General features: G+C 37.1%; 22 protein-coding genes and 1 pseudogene. 6 read left to right on the forward strand and 17 right to left on the reverse strand.

The window, feature by feature from the left end:
* The 6 genes and pseudogenes from AC2JBO_RS24430 to AC2JBO_RS24455 form a co-directional block, all read left to right on the forward strand.
* Window positions 1-437, forward strand: a pseudogene (locus AC2JBO_RS24430) (hypothetical protein); the annotation flags it as partial.
* Between the two features lie 297 nt (window positions 438-734).
* Window positions 735-1,235, forward strand: coding sequence for a hypothetical protein (locus AC2JBO_RS24435; protein WP_496956229.1), 501 nt, complete (start codon window positions 735-737; stop codon window positions 1,233-1,235).
* A 281-nt stretch (window positions 1,236-1,516) separates the two neighbouring features.
* A complete protein-coding gene (locus AC2JBO_RS24440; RefSeq protein ID WP_496956230.1) occupies window positions 1,517-2,695 on the forward strand; it encodes an endo-1,4-beta-xylanase in 1,179 nt (392 codons plus the stop codon).
* A gap of 50 nt (window positions 2,696-2,745) precedes the next feature.
* Window positions 2,746-4,173: a sugar transferase gene (locus AC2JBO_RS24445; protein WP_496956250.1), complete on the forward strand. Its 1,428-nt coding sequence runs from the start codon at window positions 2,746-2,748 to the stop codon at window positions 4,171-4,173.
* Between the two features lie 236 nt (window positions 4,174-4,409).
* A complete protein-coding gene (locus AC2JBO_RS24450) occupies window positions 4,410-6,215 on the forward strand; it encodes an ABC transporter ATP-binding protein (protein ID WP_496956231.1) in 1,806 nt (601 codons plus the stop codon).
* A gap of 56 nt (window positions 6,216-6,271) precedes the next feature.
* Window positions 6,272-7,354, forward strand: coding sequence for a glycosyltransferase family 4 protein (locus tag AC2JBO_RS24455; protein WP_496956232.1), 1,083 nt, complete (start codon window positions 6,272-6,274; stop codon window positions 7,352-7,354).
* A 120-nt stretch (window positions 7,355-7,474) separates the two neighbouring features.
* Here AC2JBO_RS24455 and AC2JBO_RS24460 read toward each other — a convergent pair whose 3' ends face one another.
* From AC2JBO_RS24460 to AC2JBO_RS24540, 17 genes are all read right to left on the reverse strand, one after another.
* Complete coding sequence (locus AC2JBO_RS24460; RefSeq protein ID WP_496956233.1) at window positions 7,475-8,809, reverse strand: hypothetical protein; 1,335 nt, start codon at window positions 8,807-8,809, stop codon at window positions 7,475-7,477.
* On the reverse strand, window positions 8,806-9,876 hold the full coding sequence (locus AC2JBO_RS24465) for a glycoside hydrolase family 68 protein (RefSeq protein WP_496956234.1): 1,071 nt from the start codon (window positions 9,874-9,876) through the stop codon (window positions 8,806-8,808). Before AC2JBO_RS24465 ends, AC2JBO_RS24460 begins: the two co-directional genes overlap by 4 nt.
* Complete coding sequence (locus AC2JBO_RS24470) at window positions 9,863-11,068, reverse strand: glycosyltransferase (protein ID WP_496956235.1); 1,206 nt, start codon at window positions 11,066-11,068, stop codon at window positions 9,863-9,865. The genes AC2JBO_RS24465 and AC2JBO_RS24470 overlap by 14 nt, the downstream gene beginning before the upstream one ends.
* A 3-nt stretch (window positions 11,069-11,071) precedes the next feature.
* Window positions 11,072-12,319, reverse strand: a complete 1,248-nt coding sequence (locus AC2JBO_RS24475) for a glycosyltransferase family 4 protein (protein WP_496956236.1) — start codon at window positions 12,317-12,319, stop codon at window positions 11,072-11,074.
* A gap of 300 nt (window positions 12,320-12,619) precedes the next feature.
* Window positions 12,620-13,750, reverse strand: a complete 1,131-nt coding sequence (locus AC2JBO_RS24480) for a glycosyltransferase (RefSeq protein ID WP_496956237.1) — start codon at window positions 13,748-13,750, stop codon at window positions 12,620-12,622.
* A 7-nt stretch (window positions 13,751-13,757) separates the two neighbouring features.
* Window positions 13,758-14,894 (reverse strand): glycosyltransferase family 4 protein, encoded by a 1,137-nt coding sequence (locus AC2JBO_RS24485; RefSeq protein WP_496956238.1) that lies wholly within the window; start codon window positions 14,892-14,894, stop codon window positions 13,758-13,760.
* Between the two features lie 38 nt (window positions 14,895-14,932).
* On the reverse strand, window positions 14,933-15,802 hold the full coding sequence (locus AC2JBO_RS24490; RefSeq protein ID WP_496956239.1) for an FkbM family methyltransferase: 870 nt from the start codon (window positions 15,800-15,802) through the stop codon (window positions 14,933-14,935).
* Window positions 15,803-15,839: 37 nt separating this feature from the next.
* Complete coding sequence (locus AC2JBO_RS24495) at window positions 15,840-17,120, reverse strand: glycosyltransferase (protein ID WP_496956240.1); 1,281 nt, start codon at window positions 17,118-17,120, stop codon at window positions 15,840-15,842.
* Window positions 17,121-17,186: 66 nt separating this feature from the next.
* Entirely contained in the window at window positions 17,187-18,197 is a 1,011-nt protein-coding gene (locus tag AC2JBO_RS24500) for a glycosyltransferase (protein WP_496956241.1), read from the reverse strand.
* 44 nt (window positions 18,198-18,241) lie between these two features.
* Window positions 18,242-19,039: a glycosyltransferase family 2 protein gene (locus AC2JBO_RS24505; protein WP_496956242.1), complete on the reverse strand. Its 798-nt coding sequence runs from the start codon at window positions 19,037-19,039 to the stop codon at window positions 18,242-18,244.
* 37 nt (window positions 19,040-19,076) lie between these two features.
* Window positions 19,077-20,297 carry a glycosyltransferase family 4 protein gene (locus AC2JBO_RS24510; RefSeq protein ID WP_496956243.1) on the reverse strand — a complete coding sequence of 407 codons (1,221 nt, stop codon included), beginning with the start codon at window positions 20,295-20,297 and terminating at the stop codon, window positions 19,077-19,079.
* 30 nt (window positions 20,298-20,327) lie between these two features.
* Window positions 20,328-21,278 carry a glycosyltransferase family 2 protein gene (locus tag AC2JBO_RS24515; RefSeq protein WP_496956244.1) on the reverse strand — a complete coding sequence of 317 codons (951 nt, stop codon included), beginning with the start codon at window positions 21,276-21,278 and terminating at the stop codon, window positions 20,328-20,330.
* Window positions 21,279-21,349: 71 nt separating this feature from the next.
* Window positions 21,350-22,696 carry a hypothetical protein gene (locus AC2JBO_RS24520; RefSeq protein ID WP_496956245.1) on the reverse strand — a complete coding sequence of 449 codons (1,347 nt, stop codon included), beginning with the start codon at window positions 22,694-22,696 and terminating at the stop codon, window positions 21,350-21,352.
* Between the two features lie 47 nt (window positions 22,697-22,743).
* The gene (locus AC2JBO_RS24525; protein ID WP_496956246.1) at window positions 22,744-23,496 is read right to left on the reverse strand and encodes a DUF268 domain-containing protein; all 753 of its coding nucleotides are present in this window, start codon (window positions 23,494-23,496) and stop codon (window positions 22,744-22,746) included.
* Window positions 23,497-23,506: 10 nt separating this feature from the next.
* Window positions 23,507-24,793 carry an ABC transporter ATP-binding protein gene (locus AC2JBO_RS24530; RefSeq protein ID WP_496956247.1) on the reverse strand — a complete coding sequence of 429 codons (1,287 nt, stop codon included), beginning with the start codon at window positions 24,791-24,793 and terminating at the stop codon, window positions 23,507-23,509.
* Between the two features lie 55 nt (window positions 24,794-24,848).
* Window positions 24,849-25,688: an ABC transporter permease gene (locus AC2JBO_RS24535; RefSeq protein WP_496956248.1), complete on the reverse strand. Its 840-nt coding sequence runs from the start codon at window positions 25,686-25,688 to the stop codon at window positions 24,849-24,851.
* A gap of 614 nt (window positions 25,689-26,302) precedes the next feature.
* A partial coding sequence (locus AC2JBO_RS24540; protein ID WP_496956249.1) for a class I SAM-dependent DNA methyltransferase occupies window positions 26,303-26,992 on the reverse strand: 690 nt, incomplete at its 5' end.

Genomic DNA, 26,992 nt, shown 5'->3' on the forward strand with positions numbered 1-26,992 from the left:
GTAGATTTGACGAACAGTTAAGACTAGTAGCTGATTGGATGTTATGGGTAAAATTATTATTGGTGTCAGATGTGGCATTCGTTGCCGAACCTTTGAACTATTTTAGAACCCACCCTGGAACTGTCAGAAGCAATAGTCAAAAAGTTGGCTTGCATATCGATGAAGAATACCGAGTACTATCCTTTATCTCTCAAGACAACCGCATCTCAAAAACTCTGCTAGAAAAAGCTTATTATAATATGGCTAATCGCTGGGTTAATTCTGTTTTGAGATTAGCAGTCACCAAACCCGGTATGGTTGTTAATAAAACTCGTAACGTCTACAGCTTCGCGCGTCAAGTAGACCCTAAAATAGACAATCGTATACTTCAGCGTTTTCTTACAGATGTCTCGACATTAGGTATGTTTACTCTAAGGAAAAAATTAATCCGAAGGTAAATTTTGGCTTAGTTATAAGTAATAGATGCTTTATAGTTATCTTAACTGGCCGGAGTGCATAAACCATGCTATTCCGGTTTTTTTAAGAAAAGCTAAACATGAAAAGCTAAATTTATCCTAATACTAACCTACAATACTTGTCGGTTAAGGAGAAAGAGTAAAGTCTTTTTCCTTTTAACCGAGCAGCATTGCGGTAAGTTTAGGAGTAGGGTGTGGGTATCGCCTCTCACCAAACTAGCAAACTTGCAGGTTGCTCGCTTTCATGTTGAGTTTCTTAATGTTATAACTAAGTATTTTATGTTAAAGTCTCCCCCATTTCAGTCTGTGCTTAAATGGCTTGGAAAAAAACTTGGCAGTAATACAGCAGACCTTGTTAAGGTGCGTGACGAATATATGAAGATAAGAGGTTATTTAATTACATACCATGATTTACATCATCTAGAAGTCTCCTATCTAGACAGGATTAAAATTGGAAAACACATGGTAAGCGGGATTCATGGGATTAATTCAGCAATGTTCCATGATCTACCAATTATAGAAGAGTATCACGGCAACTTAGATGAAATTCGTGTTGTATTTCATCAGTGGGTATCTCGACCGTCGTTACTGACTACATTCAAATTAATTTTTTGGATGTTTTGGATAATGTTATCCGGCATTAACCCAATTGCTGTATTATGCCGACACATTAAAACTATGAATCACCGGGAAAATATATATAAGTTAGCAGATAAAATCACGTTCGTTAATTCCAATGACTTGAACTATGAAGATATCAAAACTTCATCATTTCTCTGAAGTAGTAGACTGCAATAGTTCGGTTTAAACAAATAAATATTGGACTAATTGGTTGTAAGTCTTGACTGGCAAGACTTACAGGTGCATTTATTGATTCTAGCTTAATATATCTTTCTACAAACTTGCTGACACAAAAATCAGAGTCTAGGTAGATGTATTACAACCACTATATCAGATAGTTTAGTTAATGATAATAAACAACACTAAACATAAATTTATATAAGCTTTGCATAAGCTTTATTATTTTACCATCTAAGTATCATATATTTAGGATAAGTCTAATGTTTAACAATTTGAGGCTCACTAGGCGCCATGTTTTTCGCTTAGGTTTAGCATCTGTATCGAGTATGGGAGCAGCTATACTAGCTCATAAAATTTACTCGCGTCAAGGAACTCTAGTTTTTAACACTCAATCGAAGAGAACCGCGCAAGATTTTAATGTAAGTGAGCAAACTCCTCTCAAAAATCGTGCAGCTAGTAAAGGTTTGATTTATGGAGCAGCAAGCAATTACCAAGCACTATCGTCAGATGCAAGCTTCAACTCACTTTTTATACAGGAGTGTGGTATCCTTGTTCCAGAAAACGAACTAAAGTGGTATCCTTTACGCCCAACTGAATCGAGTTTTAATTTTTCTAAGGGTGATTGGTTAGCTAAGTTCGTGCGTGATAATAAAATGCTGTTTCGGGGACATAATTTGGTTTGGAACCAATTTATGCCTGAGTGGTTTCAAAAAACCGTTAATAGTCGAAATGCCGAAAAGTTTCTGACAGAACATATTACAACTGTCACAAAACATTACAGTGGACAAATACATTCTTGGGATGTGGTTAATGAAGCAATCGACCCAAAACACGGTAAACCAGGCGGCTTGGCAAACTCACCTTGGCTAGATTTTTTAGGTTCAGATTATATTGAGCTAGCTTTTCGAGTTGCCGCCCAGTCAGACCCTAAAGCTTTGCTAGTTTTTAACGAAGCAGGACTGAAGTACGACACCCCCGAACATGAAGCAAGAAGAACTGCGGTTCTAAAACTACTAGAACGCTTGAAGTCTAAAGGAACACCAATTCATGCTCTTGGCATGGAGTCTCATATATTAACTGATGGCACCCCAATAAATCCTAAGAAGTTACGAACTTTTCTTAGCGACGTAGCAAGTTTAGGATTAAAAATTATGATTACTGAATTAGATGTAATCGATCAAAAGTTACCAATAGATACAAAAATTAGGGATATTGCAGTTGCCAGTCATTATCAAGATTATCTTTCAGTAATATTAGATGAAAAAGCAGTAATCGCTGTACTAACTTGGGGATTAAGTGACCGATATTCTTGGGTTTCACAGTTTAACCCTCGCCCAGATAAGGCGCCAGTAAGACCTTTACCATTCGATTCAAATCTACAACCAAAGTTAGCGTGGAATGCTTTAGCAAAAGCATTTGATAATGCTCCTAAGCGTTAAATATAAAACAAGAGGGTTTTATGATTGAAAGCTCAACAAGTGAAATGATCATGGGTTCTAAATATATACCAGTAGAAAATTTCAAAGCAGATTTAAGGTCTGCTAAAGGCACAAACATACAGAAGGGATTAGCAATAAGATTGATTCGAGTCTCTATTCTGATGTTTCTTGATGCCACATCCCTTTTTTCAGCATGGAGTTTAGCTGTATACTACGGAACTCCACTGAACTCTCCTTGGACACAAGATAAATCTTTTATAGCTCTGAGTCTCATAATTGGCATCAGCATTTTTGCAGTAACAGGACAATATCAAGCAGGAGTTAGGCGCCGTAATTATTTTGGCTTAATCAAAGCAGCTTTTTTCTCAGAGCTATTACTTCTACTGATTGCTTTTCTATACGAACCGAATCGCTATGTCTCGCGTTCAACTTTTCTCTTGTTTTGCATCTTATCCATAGTCTCTGTTTGCACGACTCGTCTTGCATTTGATATCGGCACTAGATTAGTACGTAGAAAAGGAATTGCTCGGCATCCTGTTTTTCTGATTACTGATATAGAAGATAAAGAGGCTAACGTTAAGCTCATAGAAAAAGAAAATGCTTATTCTATACAGGGAGTCACTGACCCTAGCTGCTTAGATAGGTGTAACAGAGAGATGACTTTTAGCGCCCTACAAAAAATGGGGATAGTAGAAGCTTTTGTCTCTTGGGATGCCATCAAAAATCGCCTATATATATGCTGGCATTTTCAAACAGCGGGTATTACTATCCGAATACTACCCAAGCAGAAAGACGCTCTCCCACGCAACTCAATTTTTTCTGCTATCGGTCAAGTCCCTAGTCACATGATTCCGGCGCCAATTGTTACGGGTAGTGATTTCTGGGTCAAGCGGTGTTTTGACATTTGCTTCGCAGTTATTTTGGTAATCCTAATTTCGCCTATATATCTATTAATTGCCTTGCTAATCAAGTTAGATTCTCCAGGCCCAGTCTTTTTCAAGCAAAATCGGATTGGTTTACATTGTCGCAGCTTTAAAATTTGGAAGTTCCGAACAATGGTTACAAATGCCGACAAAATGCAAGCAGCCTTAGAATCCAAGAATGAAAACAAGGATGGTGTCTTATTTAAAGTCAAAGATGACCCTCGGATTACAAAAGTAGGTAAATTCTTACGACGCTACAGCTTAGACGAGTTACCACAGCTTTTCAACGTCATACTTGGAGAAATGAGTCTTGTTGGTCCTCGTCCTCTGCCAATGCGAGACGTAGAGAAATTCAAAACCAAATACTTTATCCGGCAAGAAGTTCTGCCTGGAATGACCGGAATGTGGCAAGTTTCCGGTCGTTCTGATATTGATGACTTTGAACATGTGGTAAAATTAGACCTGAATTACATTGAGAATTGGTCTTTTTGGCTAGATATGCAAATTCTTTTGAAAACTGTACAAGTTGTTTTTCAAAAGACGGGTGCCTACTAGGTATAAAAACCGGGTCTCTAGAAACCTGGTTAAGAGTGAAAAGATTTGTGTTTCTTCCAGAAAGCAAATCTTTTCAATGTATATAAAATTATTAAGTGCTAACGACACACTTTTCGCTACATCTCTCAAGAACTCCCAAAATCTTCCAAAAATCTAAAGAAATCATTCCATTGAATATTATGAAATCAGATGTATATAAAAATTCAAATGTTTTTAATCATGGGGATTTTAGTTAAATGTTAAGTTCTCTTCCGAAATTTTTGTACATTCTCGGAAATGCAAAACGTCATCTTGTATTATTATTGTTATCATCAATTATTGCCTCTGTCTTAGAAGCTGTAGGTATCGGGCTGATTGGTCCATTTCTCAACTTAGCATCTCAACCAGAATCAATTAAAAGTTCTGCTGTTTTAAACTGGGCTTACACACTATTAGGAATGCAGACTAGCCAACAATTCATTTCTGTGGTGGGAGTAGGAGTAGCAATTGTTTTTTGCGTTAAAGCATTAGCATATTTCTTAGTTAAATCATATATTTATAGATTTAGCTTTAGACAAAAAGGTAAGCTATGCTCAAAATTAATCACAGCGTACCTGACAGTTCCTTATACATTTTTCCTTAGTAACAATACTGGAAAAATTATTAAAAATATTGTCATTGAGACAGATAAAATTTGTTATGCTTACATGCTTCCATTACTCGACGGTGGCGCCAACTTTATTGTTGTAATTGTACTGATATTTTTACTTGCTAAGACTGATTTAGCTTTTCTAGCCATCGCATCAGGAGTTATTTTACCTGTTTTCCTATTATTTTATAAACTTAGAAAGAAATTTAGTAAATGGGGTAAAGAAGCATCAGAAGCTCGCAATGATATGGTTAAAATTATTAATCACAGTTTAGGAGGAATAAAAGAAACACGAATAATTGGGTGTCAAGACTACTTTGAGAGACAAATGGATGAACAAGGATACAAATATGAAAATGCAGAATCTTTATTCCAATACTCTTTGATTATCCCACGAATTTCAATTGAAACAATTCTTGTTTTATTTCTGGTTGCTCTTGTAACTGTGTCTCAAAATTTTTCTAATGGAGGACTAGAAACGCTTTTTCCAACTTTAAGCGTTTTTGCTGTAGCTTCAATACGTCTAATACCAGCAGCTAGCCAAGCAATTGCAGCAGTTGGTCATATTCAAAGCGCTACTCACTCAGTTGACATTATTTACTCGGATTTGAAGCAAATTAAACAAAACAATAGCTATCAGCGGCTTAATTTCTTGCTAAGTAACAAGCAGCATGGCAAATCAAATTCTAGCTTGCTTGAGCAGCCAGCAATGAAGTTCAAGAATCAAATTGAATTACTCGATGCTACTTATACTTACCCAAATGCAAAATCTACTGCAATATCAAATATTTCTTTAACTATCAAGAAGGGTCAGTCTATTGCGTTCATTGGTAAATCTGGGGCTGGAAAAACTACCTTGGTAGATGTGATTTTGGGTCTTTTAGAGCTTAAAAAAGGTGATATCTTTGTTGATGGTGTTTCAATCTATGAAGATACCCGTTTATGGCAAAATTTACTCGGTTATATTCCACAATCTATTTTTTTGATGGATGACACCATCGAACGGAATATTGCTTTCGGTATTCCAGATAATCTGATTAACGCTGAACGTTTGAATAAAGCTATTCAAACAGCTCAACTGGAAGAACTTATAAAGCAACTGCCTGAAGGTTTAAAAACATCTGTTGGTGAACGTGGTGTGCGTCTTTCTGGTGGTCAACGTCAAAGGATAGGCATTGCAAGGGCACTTTACCACGAGCGAGAAATTTTAGTGCTTGATGAAGCGACATCAGCGTTAGACAACGAAACTGAAAATCTTGTTAGTGAATCAATTCGAGCGTTATCTGGAACAAAAACTATTATTATTATTGCTCATCGACTTTCAACAGTTCAACATTGCGATCAAATCTATCTACTTCAAGGAGGTCGTATCGTTAAGTCAGGTATTTATGAAGAAGTAGTAGTTGAATTATAGCTTCAGACATCAAGATTATTCAAGTAGCAGATGAAATCAGAAATATGAAAGTTTTTATGCTATCTAATTTAGGGAAAAATCCCTATAATAAATTACTGATTGATCACCTAATCAAAATAGGTGTTGACGTTGAATATGATGCCAACCATCAAGGAATTATCTTTCTGCCACAAGTCCTCAAAAATGGCTCACCTCATATTTTGCATCTCCACAAACTACACTACTTTTTCCTGGGAAAAATAGAGTCTAGCAATTTTTTGTTATTTCGAGATGAAATTTGGCGCCCATTAAAGTTTTTCATATTCGAGAGCCAAATTTTAATCCTGAAACTACTTGGAACTAAAATAGTTTTTACAGTACACGAGTGGGAAGATAAAATTGAGAAGGGAAAACAAAGCATTCCGTTAAAATTCTTGCCGAAACTCAGTAAATTGCTTGATGCATTAATCGTTCACTGTGAAACCACAAAAACGCAATTGCAAAAAGCTTTTGGTTATGAAGTTTTAAAGCAAGTTTATGTTGTAGAACACGGCAATTACATTGGTTCATACCCAAACTTTATTAGTCGTGATTTAGCTCGGAAAAAGCTAGCTATAAAAGATGAACAGTTAACTTTTTTACTTTTCGGCAATATTTACCGATCAAAAGGTTTTTTGGAAGCGATTGACAACTTTAAGAAACTAAATCAAGAAAATTTATTTCTGATAGTTGCTGGTTATCCTGCTGAGTCAGGAATTGAAAATGTCATTCGTGAAAAAATACAAGGTTATGACAACATCTTATTTGTGCCTCAACAAGTACCGGATGCGGAAATTCAAGTTTACATGAATGCCAGTGATTGCGTAATAGTTCCGTACAAAATTTTTACGACTTCGGGAGTTAGCCTTTTAGCAATGTCATTTGGAAAAGCCTGTATTGCTCCCAACTCAGGCTACTTTAGTGATTTACTTGATGAAAATGGAGCATTCCTCTACAACCCAACACAAGACAATGGCTTATTGTATGCGATGAAGGAAGCTGTTGAAAAGCAAGATATTCTTCCAGATATGGGGCAATATAATCTGAAATTAGCTGAGAAATGGAATTGGGATTATGTAGCCCAAAAAACTCTCAATGTTTACCAGCAGTATTTGAAGTAACATAAAAAACCTCACCCCTTTCCCTTGTCTTTACATAAGAGGGGAGGGGGTGAGGTTTTTTAGTATGCCTGTTCAAACGAAACTCTTCCCTATTTGCTCAAAATTTGTTCGTCGATTAAATCAATGATTATGTGCCGATTTAGAATTCTTTTCGTGCCATTGCATTCCAATTAGACTATATACTAAAAGCATATAAGCAGGCTCTTGCATCTGGGTAAAGATAAAACCATGAATCCAAGTTGTAATTAATAACATTTTAGAAAAGTCGGTAACGCATAAATGCCGCCATACAATTGAACAAATATATATGTAGGCGCCTAGTCCCAAAAACCCTAAATCTCCCCACATTCCCTGCCAACCCCAGAAAGTGGAGAAAAAGCTGCTTTTATCACCAAGCCAACTTTGTGATGTATATAACCAAGTTTCATCACCAATCCTGGTTCTAGTTGCGCCTAATGGTGTTAGCAAACTACTATAATCTCGGAGCATCCAACCCCCTAATCTGTCAATTGTATGTCCTGGTCCAAGACCCAGCCACCAATTTAGAGAAGAATGAAAATGAGAAGTAATAAGACGGAATCCTAAAAATTTTAGCTTTGTTGCTTCACCGTCTGAGCCATATATATCAGGTCGCATCCAAGTTTTATACGCTTCAAAAGCTTCTAAATTGTTGATAGCCCAATCAAATGCCATGATAAAAAGCACAAAGCTAATTATGTAAAGTATTGTTTTAGAAACATCAGTGACTTTAACAAGAATCAAAATTGCAAAAGCTAAAACAAATGTGAATATTACTTGTTTTGTATCGGATACTATCATCTGAAGAAAACTAGCAAAAACTAGTAGTAAGCGTAGCCAAAGCGGACGATGAGTTGCGCTAACAAAGTAATAAAAACAGAAGCTCATTGAAACTGAAGAACCAACAACATGTCCAGAGCCAGAACGATAAAACACTCCTTGAATATTATCTTCTTCTCCTCCTAATAATTGATAATTCAATACGAATCGTTGAAATAAGGCAAGTAAAAGATGAAAGATGTTAAAACCTACCATCCAAGCACGGAATTGACCGAAGCTTTTATGCGATAATGGTATACTGACTAATGCCAGTAGAATCAGAAAAGGTTCAGTCCATAATAAGAAACTTAGAACTACATTGATAAATCCTGCACTATTTAGCAGCGCACTAGACAAACCTATTGCCAAAAATAGAACTAATGCAAACAAAATTTTTTTTGATGTATTAATTTGACGGCGATTTTTAGTTCTTGTATTAAAAATTGCAATTCCACAAGCAAGTGGAACTGCAAGAAAATGAAGAAAATTGATTGCAGGTGGCGCCCCAAATGTTTGGAGGATACGAGGAAAAAAAACTGTAGCAAATGCAATTAATAAAAGACTCGAACTACTAACATAGTCTTTTTTAGTTTTTGGAGGTATTAGTTCTACATTCATCTTTTAATTTCGATGTAACTATTACTAAAATTTACGTGAAACTTAAATGGTAAAATAGTTAAATCACGCATTGCATAATCCCAGCCGTATGCAAATAATTCATTAGAGTCAGGGCTGGGGAAAAAATTTGTTCCATACATTCTAGTTTTTTCGCTACCTTTCACAACAGGTATATCACTTACAGGTTTGTAAGGGCCAGTAATATTATCAGCCACGTACCAATACAATGTTGAATCAGAGAGCTTACTTTTACCTACCCTATTTATCCATTCTAGATTCATCATATTAAGCCAACACGAGAAAAATAAATGGTATTTGCCATTATTGTAAATAACCTGTGGTCGCTCCAAGTGATGATAAATCCATTTCTTTGTTTCACCAGTAGATGGCGCCACTACAGGAGGTAATATTCGATAGGGACCAGCAAGAGAGTCCGCGACAGCTAAACCAATACAACCACCAAACCCATTTGGCTCAATTTCATTCAAATACGCACAAATAAACATGTAGTACTTGTTCGTTTCAAAATCTTTAACAATGTACGGGTCACGCCAAAAAAAATTAACGTCTAAATGGTTGCCATACCAAAGGTTACGTTCATCTAAATTTATAAACAGCTTTTCAGGTGAATAGCGTTGCCAGTGTACACCATCTACAGATGTTGCTAAACTGATTTCTTCATGAACTATTGCTAACCCGTCTTTTCCTGCTGCCGAATAAAAAAGGTAATATACGCCATCTTCTTTATACGTAGAACCCGCAAGCATTCTACCAGATTCCCATGCACTATTAGCGTCTGGCAGAAGCACGGCTCCTAGATCTTTCCATTCCTTCATATCAGTAGAAACGGCGCCATAGATTGCGCCTTCTTTCCAAAATGGGTTAGTTTTTTTTGCACCGACTAAATAATACAATCGATATACATCATCATCTTTCAAAAGCCAGGGATCCCAACGCGAAGCTGACGCACGTAAGCTACAAAAAATATTTGTTGCAGTCGCCCTACCCATAGGTAGAGATGCAATCATTCCCGGAATTACTTGATACAGCTTGTTAGTTAAAAGCATTGTTTATATTCCTTATATTTGGTAACGCTACTTTCGATTGAGTTTGAGCGTAAATTTGTATTAATTGCTGATAATTATTTTCTGGTGTGTATTTTGCTTCAAATTCTGCCCTTGCACAGTGACGCATTTGAGCAACTTGCACAGGATGGGATAACACCCATTCCATCTTTTGGGTTAAATCTTCTGCATCCCCTGGTCGAAAATGTAAACCTGTCCGACCTGGTGAAACTAATTCTGCAATGGCGCCTATATTCGCTGCGACTACTGGAGTTCCTTTTGCAAACGCTTCTATTGCTACTCGTCCAAAGGTTTCGTACCACTTGGAAGGGAAAATTAGTACTTTTGCTTCCCCGATTAAATCATAAACTTCTTTTAAAGGTTTGCGTCCTAGCAATTCAATGCTCTGGTTTTTCTTGGCAACTTCCACTACCCAATCTGACAGTTGTCCATCACCTATTATTTTAAGCGGAATTTTACCTGCAAGATTTTCCCAAGCGGCAAGTAGTGTATCTAACCCTTTTTCTTGCGAAAGTCTTCCAACATATAAGGCATATCCACCTTGTCCATTACCAACACCTGGGTCTGGGGAAATAAAATGAGGTTTAACCACAATTTTTGATTCCGGCAGTCCCCCTTCAATAAACTTTTTCTTGGCAAATTCAGTTAGGGCAATGTAAACATCTACCACATTATCCCAAGTTTTCATCGCACGATGAATAGTGAGCATTGATGCAACGGCGCCGCTAGCAGGAATACTATTGCGGTAACAACCGTGTTTAACTCCTGACCAAGGAATAAATTGACCTAGGCAATCTTCACAAATTTTACCTTCACGAAAAAATAGAGCATTTGGACATAACAAACGATAGTTATGCAATGTTTGTACCACAGGTACACCAGCATCTTTAGCTGCATAATATATTGAGGGGGACATCAAAGGAAAAAAATTGTCTACGTGCATCACATCGTAGGTTTTTTGGCTAAAGTAGCTTTTGAGAGTTTTGTAAGCTGAGTTAGACCAAACTGTTGAAAGTGCCATAGGGACGGCGCCCATACTCGCAATACGATCGTTATTAGCGACGTAGCTATCTACTGTATGCCCCATCTCTTGTACAAGGCGTGTCTCAGCTTCAGTACACTCGTCTTCACCACCTCGGACTTGATAGTAATTGTGTACTTTAAGAATTTTCATTGCTTAAAACTCCTTAACAGAGTATTCACGTTTACCAAGCTTTTCGTATAACTGCGCTAATAACTTGCCTTTTGCTTCCCAACTATACTGTTCTCGCGCACGAGATTGTGCCGCTTGTCCCATTCTTAGCCGCAGTTTGTCATCAACAGAAATTTTCACCATTGCCGCAGCCATATCAGATACAGTCTGCTCAATGGTGTGAGCGGGTATTTTGAAACCTGTTTCATCCGTAACTTGCTGTGCTGGTCCTCCCAAATCTAAACAAATTACAGAACGTCCCGCAGCCATTGCTTCAGCACAAACTCCGCCTCCTGATTCATGCAAACTAGGATGTACAAGAGTGGAACATTCGCTTAGTTTTTCTAAGGTTTCGTTTCGGGATAACCAACCCCAAAATTTGACTTTATGACTAATACCCAGGTTATTTGCAAGCGCTTCCAACCGCTTTCTTTCTGCACCATCTCCAATAATCCAGTATTCAGCATCAGGTATATTCGCGGCTGCAAAAGCACGTAAACCAAGATGAAAACCTTTCCAATGCAACAATCTACCTATACTAATAAATTTAAGCGGTTTTTGAGATGGAGTCGGACATTGAGCTAGAAATTCCATTTCTTCATTCGACAGTGCGATTTGCGGTAATATTTCTACTTTGGGTGCCCCTAGCTTTCTTAACCGAATAGCAGTATCCTCTGTTGTGGCGTAAGCAATAGCACTTCGTTTAGCTGTAATCCCTGTAAATGGATCAATTTCTCCTATCCATCGAACCAAAATTCGCAGGCTTTCGTAGACTTTATTACTGAAGTTAAAATCTTTCCAGAATACCAATGGAGCCGATTCTCCTCCACCTACTGGCCCCCAAACAAAAGGAATTGGCAGCAAAGACAAAAAGCTAGGGCTTGAGTACTTGACAAAAGTTACGTGCTGCGATATATCAAAGCCGATTTTACGATGTAATTCCTTAACCTTGAAATATGCTGCCATTTGCCAAAAATAGTAATGGATTTGCATGGCGCCGCTTTGTCCTAGCTTCCAAAACTGAGCTAACAAAGGTGTAGTGAAGTAGACAAAATGCATATTAGGAACTGGATTACGTGCAAGTTCAGCTTCTATCGCGTCTTTGCTTTCGTCAGGGCGAGTTAGTACCCAAACTTCATGATATTTAGCAAGTTCCCGTACTACGTTCCAACCGACTCCAGGCTCAGAACCTCTACCAGGTTCACACGAGTAAGCAGATAGAAGAATCTTCATAGCTTATTTTAAAAACGTAACAATTAGATATGTTTTATACAATTACATCAATAGTTTTCGGGAACCGAGCGGAAACACGAGGACAAAAATAAAAACATCACCTCACTGAAGACAATGAGGCTGCGTATAAGATAATTTTTTTACTTATCCTGCATCCTCAAGTTTAAGCTCCCACGTTTTATATAGAAGCGCAATTCAATACTGCTACAAATAAGTAAATAAATATACTGGAAACATAATTAAAATCTCAGTACTCCTTGTTTAACTTAGAACCATCTCAGCCAATATTCAGCCAATATCTTATGCCGTCAGTACAGAAGCAAAATCTAAATACTTTTGACTAATTTTTGAGTAGTGAAAATCTTGGGCACGAACGCGGGCTTGCTTGCGGTAATGCAGTTTTAATTCTGGCTGTGAGAGAATTTTGATTATTGCTTCTGCAAGGGCTTGTTCGTCCTTATTTGGAACCATAATTCCGTATTTGCCATTTTCAACAACGTCTTTGGAACCACCAGGAGCATCATTCACAATTACAGCGGCGCCACAGGCAAAAGATTCTTCAAGTACCATTGGACAACCTTCCCATGCGGAAGCAAGAACAAATGCATCACAAGCTGCCATATAGCTGTAGGGATTATCAGCATAGCCAGGGAAAGCAACATATTCCTCTATCCCAAGCTCTTTACATAAATTTTCTAAATCAGATTTCAATGGTCCCTTACCAAGAATTAAAAGTCTGGCAGGTAAAACCTTGACAACATTAGCAAAAGCACGAATTAGAACATCAAGTTGTTTTTGCTTTGCTAAACGCGCGGCAGTAAGAATAACCGGAACGTCAGAATTTTTGAACCAAGGATGAGTAGCAGGTTCTTGAGACAAAAGTTGTATTTGCTCAATATCAATTGGATTATGAATTACCTGCATTGGAACTTTAGCGGGGACTTTAACTTTTGTTAATAAATCCTTGATAACATCTTGAGCTACGCCAACTATGCCATTACCAAAAGAGTAGGTGTAACGCATTACTAGGGGTAGGTATCGTAATCTTAAATCTTGCCGATGTTCAATTCCAGCCTCCATGCTAATAATATTATGTTCGCCCATAACTACTTTAGTATGACTACCTGATAAATGCTTTGCCCAAATGCTGATAACGTTAAAGTACCAAGGCATCGGAAAAATGACATCAGGTTTGTGTTCGCGCAAATAGCGAACTAGGGGTGGTATAGAATAAGTTGCTTTTTTAACGTCTAAGCTAACAACGTTTATATTTGGGTATAAAGCTTTTTCTTCTTCAGTTGCGTTTAACACAACTAAATCGCAATTACTTACACCCACTTCTTGGAAGCCACGAATTAGTGCCGTTGCTATACGGCAGAATACACCAGGTTCGATACCATGAATAAATATAGCGACTTTATTGGGATACATAAATTACCTAACCTTTGAATGCTACTTCCACAACTTTGGCTAAAGATTCTGCGGCTGCTTCTGGGGTATATTTGGACATTAGATGTTTTGATTTTTCTCCCATAGCAGGAATTTGATTCGGATTATCGATCAACCAACTCATTAATTTAGCTAGCTCTTCAGGGTGATTTGGGTCAAATACGTAACCATTTTCACCATCTGTAATCATTTCTGCTGCGCCTGCCCATTTAGAACATAGAACAGGCTTCCCAAATAACATTGCTTCCAGCACTACCATGCCCCATGTATCCTCTAAAGTCGGAAGAATAAAGGCATCAATCATACGAAAGTAGGCGCCTAAACTGCTATAGTCCATTCTTCCGAGCAAATGCACGTTCGTAGCTAAATTATGGTTTTGGATGAATTCAAAAGACTCTTGCTTTTGTTCTCCATCTCCAACTACAAGTAAAGTATAGTTGTAATACCCTTGTTCTTTAAGTAGATGGCACGCTTGTAATAATAAGTGTAGCCCTTTTCTAGTTACTAGGTGTCCAACAAAAAGAAAAATAGGCCTTTGGTAAGAAGGAATTTCAATTTTATCAGTGGTACTACCTAGCAAAGACTTAGCGTCAGGGACTTCGTAAGGTATTGTGAAGACACGTTCAGAGGAGGCGCCAAGTATTTCAGTAAGGTAAGCATAGCCAGCGCGACTGTTAGTAACACAAGCGTCAGCAGCTTTGACCATTGCTTGCCGTAAGAAGATGCGAAGCTTTGAATTACGATAATCAACTCCTGGTGAACTGCCTTCGTAAGATAAAATAACTCGCCATCTACCGATAGGTTTGAGAAGCAGTGCCAAGAGAGTCCAAATGCGAAACGAATCCGCAAATACTAAGTTTGGCTTGAATTCCAGCAACTTATTGATGATTTTGGGTGAAAGCATCGTAAAACCAGAACCATAACCAGAAGTATTGGACTTCGTTTCGATAAACTTCTGTTCTCCCACAACTTCTACATCAAAGGAATTTTCAAACCCTTTAGCGAATGCAGGAAAAAGCGCAGTAAATACTTTTGTATTAGGAAATAGCTTGACGCAATTACTAAGAAGAGGGTGCCAGTAGTACCATGCTATCGATAAAACCCACGCAACACGAATATTGTTCATAAAGCATCAAGTATGAATAAAAAATGTATTCCTAATCATTAATCTCTTCTTGCATGAAAATCAGTCCAGAAAGAAAATTCTCTATCCTTCAACCAAAATATACTTTCTTTACCTTTTTGGAATAACTCAAGGTAGTGGTTATAAACAGATTTCATTTCCTCAAGATTCATCCATTTTCCTGGGGTATCTTCTGCAAACGGGCCTGAAGTTCCTTCTGGAAAAACCCATTTATTGGTTGTCCTAAACTTCGTTTCCATTTGATAAACTTTGGGAAAGATTATTTTTCTGATACCAAATTTTGCCGCAATTTTAAATAATAACCATCTTTTTTCAATTTGCTGACAAAGCTGTTGGTATTTTTCTACATCTTGATTTAATGGTGATTCGATAGCAATAAAATTAAATTGGCTAATACATTTGAATTTTGTATAGCCCATATTAGATAACTGGTCTAAAACAGAAGTTCCTCCGCTTTCAACTGAGAGGTATTTAGGTAAATTGTCTAGTTTTAATGCATTAATACAAAGATGGTCATTGCCTTCAATATCGATTTTGAGATAAAATGGAACTCCGTAGTCATTTAATATAGAATCAAATTTTTTACAAGGTATTTTAATGGTACGATAATTAATTTCACGTCCTTGTTTTATCCAATCTTCTTTATTAAAAGTGTTCCAAACACTATTGCTATCACAAATATAGAAGTCTGTGTCTTCTTCTTTCTCAGCTACACCAACATTGAGTATTTGTAACCGACCTTCTTTAATTTCTTTTTTGAATCTATTTTGAGCTTGCTGTACTAAGGTCGGGTCAGCTTCAATTGCTACAACATTATAACCACAATGTAAGTAGTAAGCAGTATCATTACCGTTGTGCATTCCGACATCAATTATTAAGTTGCTGTTCATAGCAATATCAGTCTCTAGAGAATTTAATAGTGAAAATTTAGTTGATATGTTGAAATATTTTTTTAGCAAATTCTTGAGCAGAATTACTAAGAGCGAAAGATTCTATTTTTTCAAGGTCACATAATACTTCAGGAGGTGTTAGTAAACATTGATTAATAGATAAAGCCAGTTGATCTTTGTTTGTTGAGTCAACAGCTAGACCAAGTTTATAACGTCGAACCATTTCACCCATCAACCCATAATTTGAACTAAGAACTGGTTTTTTAGCGGCAGCAGCCAATAGCAAAATACCGCTCATCCCAATATGTTTTTGATAAGGGGCAAGTACAATATCAGCTACTTGGAAGTATTTAGAAATATCTGAATCAGAAATATACTCAAAGCGAGTGATAATTTGTATAGGTTTTCCTTGACAAGTTGCTGTAACTTGTGCTTTGATATGCGATACTTCTGTTGCATCTGCATTTCCAATAAACATTAGACAAATTTTCTCGCAAATAGAGTCAGATAATATATTTACAGCTTCTAATATTTGGTAAACTCCTTTACGGTGAGCTTCAAAAGAACCAAACAATAAAAACACTTTTCTCTCAATATCAACTCCCATACGTGTTTTTAAGTCTGGCTGTGGTTTTTCAATTCTAAATTGCTCTACTGGGTCGGCTAAATGATAGGCTTGTACGTTAGTTTTGTATTGGTCAATGTATTTTATAACGAATGGGTCGAGACTAAGTAGAGTATTTAACTGAGGATGGTGCAAAACACGCGCGAGGATGAATTTCTCTCGAAGTCGTTGTAATCGCTCTTTAAGTGAGGGAGAGTCACCAGCAAAAGTACTATAGTGGAATGTCGGTTTGAAGTAGATACCAGAAACTGGACAAGGAGCTGTTTTGCCGAAAGCCATAGGTAGGCAGCAGGTATCGAAGTACATTATCAGACAGTGGGTAGCTTGTATGAAACGCGCGTACTTGCATAATAAGTCCCACTCTTGGAAGTAACGTCTGTTGCGACTGATACCTGAGTCTCTAGGTTTTAGAGCGTTTTCTTCTTCTTGGGTAATTGGGATGAATTCTATCTGTTTATTTTGTTGGTTTGTATTAGATAGCTTAACTACATCTGAGTGAACTTCCATGAATTGAGGTGACACAACAATTTTTAAACTTCCTGCTAACTGTTGCGTGCGCCAATATTCAATTAAGTGTTTGATATAATTAGCGTGATGACCGTAGATGGATAGGTCAAATAGCATTATAGTTAAGCTTTTCTCTGTAGCAGTGTTGTTTATAGTTATATTTGTAGATCGAGAGTATTGATTCATTTTTTGGTTTTTGAATTTAGTTTTTAGTAAACTATTTAGTAACCTCATGTTACATAATGTTCAAAATTATGTGCGCCACGATGCATTTTTAAGTATTTGAAGGTTATTATTATATAATTTATAACCCCTAAATAGTTCGGATAATCTACCTTTAATAATTTCTATTTCAAGAATAGAAGTATCGCCCTCAAAAGTATTAAAAAGTGATAAGATTAATTTATAAGAGTAACTTAGTAATTTGAGTAAAGAAATTGTTAACCGTAAAAGCCAACTCTGCTGTAAATGTTGTTTGATTCCTGAAGGATTTTTGAGCGCAAAATCATAAGCGTCAAGTCCTACACTTCCAGCTCCAAAGCCACGTTTCACACGACGTACATAGTCCCATTGCAGGCGAGAAGCGGGTATAAAGTGGCTAAACTGTAGACGCGGGTCATACCATAAGTGCCACCCTGATAACCGCAGAGCCAAACAAAGTTCATAATCTTCACCAGCAGTGAGTGCTGCACCTTTACGTCCAGTAAGGATAGGTTGAAATCCTCTATCGAGTAATTGCTGCCAAGCTTCTTTACGAATGGTTATACCTGCTCCCCACAAAAAACCGCGCGTGTGAGTAATATCTCCCACTTCATTAGTTTGCTCACCAACAGCGTAGGTATGCTGATGACTCTCAAACCACCAAGGAAGAGCAACATCTGATACAGCTTTACTACATCCTCCACAGGCGCCAACATGATGGTGCTGAGACATAATTTCGGCTACAGTTTGCATCCAATCAGGACAAACCCAGTTATCATCATCGACGAAGCTAATTAAGTCATACTTTGCTTCAACAAAACCTCGAATGCGCGCGAAACTAAGTCCTTGTTGGGCTTCATGTACTATCCGCAGTGGAGCAGAAAGTTCAGAAGACCAAGATGTTCGAGCTACTTCTGCGGTGTTATCTGTAGAAGCGTTATCTACAATAATCACTTCCCAAGCAAGTTCCGATGTAATTTTTTGCGCTGCCAGATGTGCTAATGTTGGCGGTAAACGTTGAGCGCTGTTATAGCAACAAATTACAATACTAACTCCTACCATAATAAACCTCGCTCATAGTTTTCATAAATCTATAAGTAAATTTATTAAATTACCTTAGATAAAGAGATTTTTAATTTCTTTAATTTCCTTTTCATCTCATAAAGGTTGTATCCAATTAATACATACCACTGCTGAAATAACGGAAGCTTTTGACGATAATGATTCAAAATATTTTTTTTGCGACTAGTAATTTCATTATCTAATGTGGAACTAAATGTTTTACTTCCTTCAATAAAACGAAAATTGCCTAGAGTTTCATCAATATATTTTAAATTCGCTACTTGCACACCTCTAAGTAAAAAGTCTAAATCCATTCCATAATGTTCTTCTACTTTGTAAAGACCCGCTTTTTCATGTAGCGAGGTATGGTAAAAATAAGCAGCAGGATTAATTGGAAATGGATTTGCCTCGTCTCCTAATAGTAAATCAAGTAGCTTTAGCTTTTTAGGTCGATTAATAAACAATAAATTTTGATTATCATCCAAAACATTACAGTTGCCAACAAGTAAACTAGGTTGAGGTAAATCCTTAAATATTTGTACAACGCGATTTAAAACATTAGGTTCATAGTAATCATCTGCATTTAAAATTCCTAAAACTTCACCTTTTGCCATAGAGATACCTTTATTCATCGCATCCGATTGACCATTATCTTTTTCCGATATCCATCGGATATGCGGATAATTTTCTGCATAATGTTTAATAATCTCAACAGTACTGTCTTTAGAACCTCCATCTAATATAATGTGTTCGATATCATTACAGTTTTGATCAATGACAACCTTAATACAATTTGCTATAAATTTTTCTCCGTTATACACTGGTGTAATTATACTAATCATAATAAATTGTATATAAGATAATAATACCTAAGAAGTTTTAAGCTTGTAATATCTGGTGATAAAGCTCTATATAACGTTTAGCTTGTAATTCTAACGGGTATTCTGCAAGCGCTATCTCACGACAATTGTGGCTCATACGCTGGCGCAATGGCTCATCTTCTAATAGCTGGATAATCCCATTCACTAAATCGTTGGTATCTTCAGGTGCAGCTAAATAACCAGTAACATTTGGACGTACTAAGTCTGGAACACCACCTATTTTGAAAGAAACCATTGGAGTACCACACGCCATGCTTTCTTGTAGTACTAAAGGAAGGTTATCAGCACGGGTAGGAAAAATAAACAAATCTGCCGCAGAGTAGGCAATTGATTTTAAGCGATCACTACTAATGTAACCGAGATTTATAGTTTTAATTCCTAACTGTTGATATATAGTTTCACTACCGAAACCAAAAGTCAGTAAAACAAGTTCAGCTTTCCAAGAAGCAGGTAAAGTTTGTAATGCTTTAAGCAGTAAGTCACCACCCTTACGGATTTCTTTTAAACTGTCTGCTGCAAACAGTAATACTTTTTTATCATTGGGAATATTTAATAAGTAGCGGCATTTCTCCGAATCTAGGGGTTGATAGGCTTCCGTATCAATACCATTAGGAATATAATGTATAGGAAAGCGGTTGAGCATACTTTTCTGGGCTTGCTTGGTCAGCCAATGGCTAGGCGTCACAATAGTAAGATTAGATTGGCTGTATACCCAGTTTTTAAGCTTCCACTCAATGCGAGTACTATCTCTAATAACAGCAGGATAAGTATCCAGATAAGGGCATTTGCCGCAACCACTTTGCCAACGCGCGCAGTCATAGCTGTAGGCACAGTGACCAGTAAAACTCCACATATCATGGAGAGTAAAAACAGCAGGTTTACGTGTCGTTAAAGCTGGAATCGCTAAATAATTAAAATAGCCAGTGTGCAAATTATGAAAATTCAGAATATCCGCATCTTGGTAGAACTGATGTTGGATAATCTTGTTAGTAGAGAATAAATGGATATAGTTAAGCCCAAGCTGTCGATTAATACGCTCAAGCTGATTCTCTATTTTACGATAACGGTTAACACTTGCAACTAAATTACTATCTGTTTTAATTTCACCTACAAGTAAACGAGATTTAATTGCGTTATCCAACAAAGCTTGATGTAGCCGATACCCTGCTATTGCTGCTCCACCGCTCGCGTCAGATTGATTAATATGTAGAACATTCATAAAGAACCTTTTTAGTTCTAGTCATTTAATTTACACCCTTGTTTTAACAAATGAAAGCGCTTTCTTGATTGGAGACAAACGCCGACGAACTTTTGCCAACAGTTTATCTTGTTCTCGCATTTTTTGCCCTCCAAAAACGTAGTTGAAAGTGTGGTTATCTGCTTCTCTATGTCTAACAAAAAATGAAGAATGTTTAATTTCCCAAATGTCTGTTATTGGCAATCGAGAAAGTGGGTCGTCACCTACTGTATGAGCAGAATCAGAACGATTAAAACCAAGGTTAGAAACCATATTTTTGTTTGGTGCAATCGCTAATCCTCCCTGAGACCAGCAAGCGTAACTCCATTGATAGTCCCAAGTATTTATTACTTGAGGGTCTTGATACATTTTCTCAAAGATAGCAGTCCAATATTTTTGCTCGTATAGATCTTCACAAACTTGCTCAAGTAGGCCTGCTTGCTTAAAATCCGGCCAAGTTTTCATATCGTAATCATAATACTGCCAAGCTCTTCGCCAAGAAGCCCAACCCCATATATGAGGGTACTTTGAAATGTAGTAACTGTCACTTGTTCTATCTTGATTAGCAGAGTTATCACCATTGATATGCATAATGCGTTCATCATAACGATAACGTTCTAGCATCGCTTCACAAAAGCTAAAAAAAGAAGCAGTCGGTAATGTATCGTCTTCAAGAATAATAGCTTCCTCAACTTGAGAAAAAACCCAGCTAATTCCGCTTGATATACGGCGCCCACATCCAAGATTAGTATCTGAAAAGTTAGTAGTTACTTTACAATCCCAGTCTACTTTATTAATAATTGCTCTGGTTTGTTTACACTTTTCTACTTCTTCAGGAAAACGAGGTCCGTCAGCAACAACAAATAACTTTTTAGGCTTGGCTTGAGCAATAGCCGTAAATACCTGCTCAGTCAGGTCGGGACGATTAAAGATAAAAAAACCTATAGGAGTTGAAAATGACATAATTTTAATATATAATTAGGTTTTTCGATTAAATTAGTGATTTTTAGCTTACGTTGCACTGCATACTGAGTCTAAAATTGTGTATCTAACTGATGCAATGTTTCTCGAAGCAATGTTTCTGCTTTTCTTTTCGCTTTTTTTGCAAAAGTTTTAGGTTGATTATCTGACAGATGTTTAGAGGCTGCTGTAGAAGCTACAAGTGCTAAAGGTGTAAACGAATTAGTTTCACTTTCACCAAGTTTGAACCATAATGAACTACAATCATTGTCAACTAAAATACTAACTACTACATCAGTAATTGTAGTTGCCTGTATATCGTCTAAACTGTCATTACCATATATGAATCGATATTTTAACAAAGCATCACGAATATCGGATAAATCGTGAGGAAAGAGAATATCTTGGAATATGTTACCTAACCTCTGGCGAGGAAGTAACTCGACTGTAGATTTAGCTAACCCAGAGGGCAACAGCATATTAGAGCCATGCACGCCAATTACACAATCAGATGCTCTCATATAAGCCATCCAAAGACGATCTTGTTCTAAGTCAAACTTATTTGCCCTTAAGTCAATAAGCTTGGCACCATTAGTTTTGATTTGATTTTGCAGCCCAAACCCCACTAGCACGAAAGCCATGTCAGGAAAAATTGTGCTGAGTTGGTTATAAAGTTTTTGTAGATTCCGCAGCTGGTGAGTAAGCGTGCGACCCCAAAGTCGATCTTCGCGATAGTTAAATAAGATAATAGGCTGATGTTGATCTGTTACTTCCGAGATATCGGGTAAGTCCCGCACAAAACGATGTAAGTCATAAATTTTATTGCTGGGATGAGAATAGGCAGGACTCAGATAACATTCCTTACGTTTAGTTAATTGTTCATTAATCCAACGTTGTAAGGAAGGATACCATTTTAAACCTTGCTTAATTGGTAAAGGAAACTCCCAAATTTCAGCAACTCCCTCTGGTACAAGATGCATCAGCTGGGTTGGCACTAATACGCAGCAACCTAGCTCTGGTGAATTATCTAAATAAAGTTGCACATTCAGTAATTTAAGTAGAGAATGCCCGTAGAGAAAATCTAGACAATTAACAATAATAATTCGGTCAGAATCAAAGAACTTGTGAACAGTTGGTACAACTTCAGATTCAACAGGATTTAAAAAACCTTCCTTAAGCGGATTGCTAAACCACTTCATGTCTGAAAGGTCATAAATCTGTGCTGTTGATTGGTTAAGAGTAACTGGAGACCAAAGCGCTTGACCAACAGGTAAATCAACATAATAATGAGTACCGCATTTAGGACAAGTAGCATCAGCAAGACACCGCATTCCTGGAATGATTACATTTGTTATTTCTAAATCAACTCCATCATTCGGGCACTTTGCTCGGAAATCTATTTCTGGAAAAATTTTTATCATGCTTTTACCTTGCTTCTTTGCTAATAATATATAATTACAAGCAATTACTATTTTCTTTTAAAATGATAGCAACCAACGCCAAAACCACTTTTCAGTTTATCTCCAAAATCATTGCCGTAAATATACTTAGACTCTACTACAGTAAAAGATTCAAACAAACCAAGAATATATTCTTCTGTGAAAGCTCTATGAGCATTAAAGTAAGTACGATTTTCATCATCTAGTGGCACCGAAATATATAAGTTTCCACCAGATTTAATAACACGTTTTAGTTCTGCAATTGCTTTTTCTGTTCCATTTGGATCGAGTGGGTCTCCATAACGCCCTAAACCTATATGCTCAACAACACAAAGACTTGATAAAGACTCTAAACTCGCATCAGCAAAAGGTAGTTCTAAAATAGATCCTTGTTTAAAGGTTAGTGTATTTAATGGTAATGATAAAGGACGAATATCTACCATTGTAACAGGAACAACTTTCGAGAGAAATCCAACAAATTTATGTTGAGAGCCAACATCAATGTGTTGTGAAGGAAGAGCGTTAACGATTTTTTCAAAAGCCCAGTTATCTTGATAAAAATAAATTGGCTCTATTAACGTTTCTGCTGTGTCATCTCCAAGACAAGGGTATAAATTTTCTATTAGAGGCTGTTGATTTGACAATGCCATTTTTTTGTAGCTATAATAGGTATCCCAAAATCTTTGCCATGCTGCTAAATCTTGAAATGCTGACAGTGCTTGCTTAATCGGAGAAAAAGTACTCTTGGCATACTTTAACATCCACAATTTTTCTTGAATCATAGTTTTAGTTTTACTGTACTGATAATGGTATACTAGTTTCTAGGCGCCATTTTGCGTCAACTAAACAAACGCCATGTGAAATAGGTGGAACTTCTCCTGAACCATAAAAATCACCATTAGTTACCGTCAGATCAATGGCATTGTCAATACTATCCAAGTATGCACCATCTCTAATTAAAGAGTAGCTAAGTTGAAAAGTTGATTCAGGTAAAGTCAGTCGATTAATTCTGCAAATAAAAGCACCTTTCTGAGGTATATTACCAAAATCATCTTGAGTAAGACGGTTATGCTGAAGAAATACAGGTATATCTAGTTGAGTTTTAACCATAATGCTAGCAATCACTCTTGAATAGCTAACATTTGGTTGTGCTTCAAAATACATATAAATATCTATATTTTGACCAGATGTAACAACATCTAAAACATTACCATCTTCGTCTTTAATTTCAATAGCTATAATTTTAATCTCACCGGAACCATGTCTGTCTTCACGTTGATTGAGAGACGTTAAAGTTTCGGAATATGCAGTTAAATACTGAGCAATAGCACCTGTTTTACCTCCAATATATTGAAGTTTTCCTTTGCTCAAAACAATACCACTATTACAAAGTTTTTCAACTGCTGCCATTTGATGACTTACAAAAATTACAGTTCTTCCTTCTTTACCTACATCCTCCATTTTTCCTAAACATTTTTTTTGAAATTGAGCATCCCCTACAGCTAACACCTCGTCAACAATCAATATCTCTGGTTCCAAATGCGCTGCAACAGAAAATGCTAAACGCACGTACATACCAGATGAATAGCGCTTTACAGGTGTATCTAAAAACTTTTTGACTTCTGCAAAAGCTACAATTTCATCAAATTTTCTTTGAATTTCTGCTTTACTCATCCCTAAGATTGCGCCGTTGAGAAAAATATTCTCTCTACCTGTCAACTCTGGATGAAAACCAGTTCCTACTTCTAATAAACTAGCTACTCGCCCCCTAATTCGGATAGAACCGCTTGTTGGTTCCGTAATTCTACTAAGAACTTTTAATAATGTTGATTTTCCGGCACCATTTCGTCCAATAACACCGACTCTATCGCCTTGCTTAATCTCAAAGGATAAATCCCGAAGTGCCCAAAATTCACCAAGAATCTGATTTGATTCTTTTTTCGCACGCGGGTTTATAATATTCAGGAGTGATTTTGTCGCGCCCGTCATGGCGCCGCGAAATGTCTTGTAGCTTTCTTCTTTATGCCCTAAGATATACTTCTTACTTAAATTCTCAACTCGGATGACAGAATTTGACATCTGTTGCGCTCCTATTCTAACTACCGACTTACAATCAAAAATCTAAAACCCTAAATTAAATCACGTCAGCAAATGTACGCTCCATTTTGCGGAAGTACCAAATCCCACTTATTAACGAAAGAACCACAAGACTTAGTGATAGAAGAAACCCAGGCATATATATTTGTGATTCACCACCTAATATTGCCCAGCGAAACCCATCAATGACTCCTACCATTGGGTTGAGTGAATACAACAGCCTCACCTGCTCTGAATAACGCTCTGCAACTATTTTGCTACTAAACCCTACAGGAGATATGTACAGCCCAAACTGTACGAAAAAGGGTACTACATAACGAAAATCTCGATATTCTACAGTCAGCGCTGCTAACCACAACCCGGTGCCCATTGATGCCGCAAAAGCTATCAATATAAATAGTGGCAGCGTCAGAATCCGCCAATCAGGAACAAAGTTATAGTAAGCCATTAACCCCAGCAGAATCATGCCAGATATTAAAAAGTCTACAAAACTAACTATGACTGCACTAGTGGGGACAATCAAACGCGGAAAGTAAACTTTAGAAAGTAGGTTAGCGTTGGCAACTAGACTGTTACTGCATTCAGTTAAGGCGCCAGAGAAAAATTGCCAAGGTAGCAGTGCCGCAAACACCATAATTGGGTAAGGCGCCGTACCTTCAGCGGGCAACTTCGCCAGACTTCCAAATACAAACGTAAACACCACCATTGTCAAAAATGGTCGAATCAACGCCCATGCCATACCAATCACAGTTTGCTTATAGCGTACCAGGATGTCACGCCATGCCAGAAAGTAGAATAGCTCCCTGTATTTCCACAGGTCTCGCCAATACTGGCTTTCAGTTCGCCCCGCCTCAATAATCAGTTCTTTGTTGCTCATCTACTTACTCATTTATTGTATCAATCATGACAAATATACTACGCTTAACTGATTCAATTTATTATCTACTACCTACTTCGCTTCCGTATTTACGCTGTCAGGATAATTACCCATTGATAATCAAATTCATTAGTTTTTGTAATTGCAATCCAGACGACATAATATAGAACAAAGTCAAAATCCAGTTCGGTCAGTTAAAATTTACGCTTATCGAATATATTTAGTCATATAAGTACAACTACACCTAAGTAAAGTAATTAGTAACTAAAAATACACTATACAAAACGATTGCCACACATAGCCTAGCAGTAATAATCACAATTGATCAAGGTTACAGAAAAATCTATATGTAACCTAGCACAGTCCTGCTCAGACGATTCTGCCATAACTTTTCGGCAATTTGGCAACTACTCGATATCTTTAATGAGTATATTTGAGGTTATCAGCAGCCAGAATATGCACTTAATACTGATGTCAGCAAGCGTAAAGCGATTTGTTTGGCTAGAGAAAATTGAGCAAGTTTTATTAAGATTATGTAAATTGTATAAATCTATCCGGATGAATCATACGCGCGTGTGTAATTATAAAGGCTTGTTTCTACAGGTGCATGAAGGTTACAAGTTTTGCACAATAAAGTAAACGCCCCAAGTGTTTAAACCTGGTGGATTGTCTGTCATCCATTCGGAGCTTTTTATCGGTACTAGCTGATTGGAACCACATAAAAATTCGATCTCTGGTTTAAATAGATAACGCATTTTATGGGTTTCTTGTAACTCTTCAACAGCTTGACTGGTTTTATCTTTAATAAATACTTGGTAGTTAACGTCTACGAGATTATCGTTTGGATAGATTACTGGTTCCGCAATTCGTGTTACCTGGATTGTTTCATCTTCTATACGTTTAACTCTAGTTGCAGGACGTTCATTTAATACAGTGGGTCCGTACCATACGTCAAAGATAAAAATTCCACCTGGATTTAAGTGTTTTTTAACAGTGGTAAAAGCTGCTAACAAGTCTTCGTTCGTTGTTTGGTAACTAATTACATGAAACAGCGAAAGAATAACATCAAAAGTCTGATTAAGTCGAACTTGACGAATATCTCCTCGCGAGAATTTCAGTCGAGAAGCTAAATCATCATTAAGTAACGAGAGATGATAATCAGCTTTTTGCAGCATCTCTTGACTCAAATCTACACCGTGAATATGGTATCCATCATGAGCTAAAAGAATAGCGTGCTTCCCCTGACCGCAACCTAACTCTAGAATACTTTTTGCATCTGGCTGCTGGCGCCACAGGCAGTGTGT

The sequence above is a fragment of the Calothrix sp. CBUCES-K 9914 genome (genome assembly GCF_059640475.1).

Coding starts and splice junctions, on each gene's coding strand:
- AC2JBO_RS24435 (WP_496956229.1), top strand. CDS start 735: ATGTTAAAGTCTCCCCCATTTCAGTCTGTGCTTAAATGGCTTGGAAAA.
- AC2JBO_RS24440 (WP_496956230.1), top strand. CDS start 1,517: ATGTTTAACAATTTGAGGCTCACTAGGCGCCATGTTTTTCGCTTAGGT.
- AC2JBO_RS24445 (WP_496956250.1), top strand. CDS start 2,746: ATGGGTTCTAAATATATACCAGTAGAAAATTTCAAAGCAGATTTAAGG.
- AC2JBO_RS24450 (WP_496956231.1), top strand. CDS start 4,410: ATGTTAAGTTCTCTTCCGAAATTTTTGTACATTCTCGGAAATGCAAAA.
- AC2JBO_RS24455 (WP_496956232.1), top strand. CDS start 6,272: ATGCTATCTAATTTAGGGAAAAATCCCTATAATAAATTACTGATTGAT.
- AC2JBO_RS24460 (WP_496956233.1), bottom strand. CDS start 8,809: ATGAATGTAGAACTAATACCTCCAAAAACTAAAAAAGACTATGTTAGT.
- AC2JBO_RS24465 (WP_496956234.1), bottom strand. CDS start 9,876: ATGCTTTTAACTAACAAGCTGTATCAAGTAATTCCGGGAATGATTGCA.
- AC2JBO_RS24470 (WP_496956235.1), bottom strand. CDS start 11,068: ATGAAAATTCTTAAAGTACACAATTACTATCAAGTCCGAGGTGGTGAA.
- AC2JBO_RS24475 (WP_496956236.1), bottom strand. CDS start 12,319: ATGAAGATTCTTCTATCTGCTTACTCGTGTGAACCTGGTAGAGGTTCT.
- AC2JBO_RS24480 (WP_496956237.1), bottom strand. CDS start 13,750: ATGTATCCCAATAAAGTCGCTATATTTATTCATGGTATCGAACCTGGT.
- AC2JBO_RS24485 (WP_496956238.1), bottom strand. CDS start 14,894: ATGAACAATATTCGTGTTGCGTGGGTTTTATCGATAGCATGGTACTAC.
- AC2JBO_RS24490 (WP_496956239.1), bottom strand. CDS start 15,802: ATGAACAGCAACTTAATAATTGATGTCGGAATGCACAACGGTAATGAT.
- AC2JBO_RS24495 (WP_496956240.1), bottom strand. CDS start 17,120: ATGAATCAATACTCTCGATCTACAAATATAACTATAAACAACACTGCT.
- AC2JBO_RS24500 (WP_496956241.1), bottom strand. CDS start 18,197: ATGGTAGGAGTTAGTATTGTAATTTGTTGCTATAACAGCGCTCAACGT.
- AC2JBO_RS24505 (WP_496956242.1), bottom strand. CDS start 19,039: ATGATTAGTATAATTACACCAGTGTATAACGGAGAAAAATTTATAGCA.
- AC2JBO_RS24510 (WP_496956243.1), bottom strand. CDS start 20,297: ATGAATGTTCTACATATTAATCAATCTGACGCGAGCGGTGGAGCAGCA.
- AC2JBO_RS24515 (WP_496956244.1), bottom strand. CDS start 21,278: ATGTCATTTTCAACTCCTATAGGTTTTTTTATCTTTAATCGTCCCGAC.
- AC2JBO_RS24520 (WP_496956245.1), bottom strand. CDS start 22,696: ATGATAAAAATTTTTCCAGAAATAGATTTCCGAGCAAAGTGCCCGAAT.
- AC2JBO_RS24525 (WP_496956246.1), bottom strand. CDS start 23,496: ATGATTCAAGAAAAATTGTGGATGTTAAAGTATGCCAAGAGTACTTTT.
- AC2JBO_RS24530 (WP_496956247.1), bottom strand. CDS start 24,793: ATGTCAAATTCTGTCATCCGAGTTGAGAATTTAAGTAAGAAGTATATC.
- AC2JBO_RS24535 (WP_496956248.1), bottom strand. CDS start 25,688: ATGAGCAACAAAGAACTGATTATTGAGGCGGGGCGAACTGAAAGCCAG.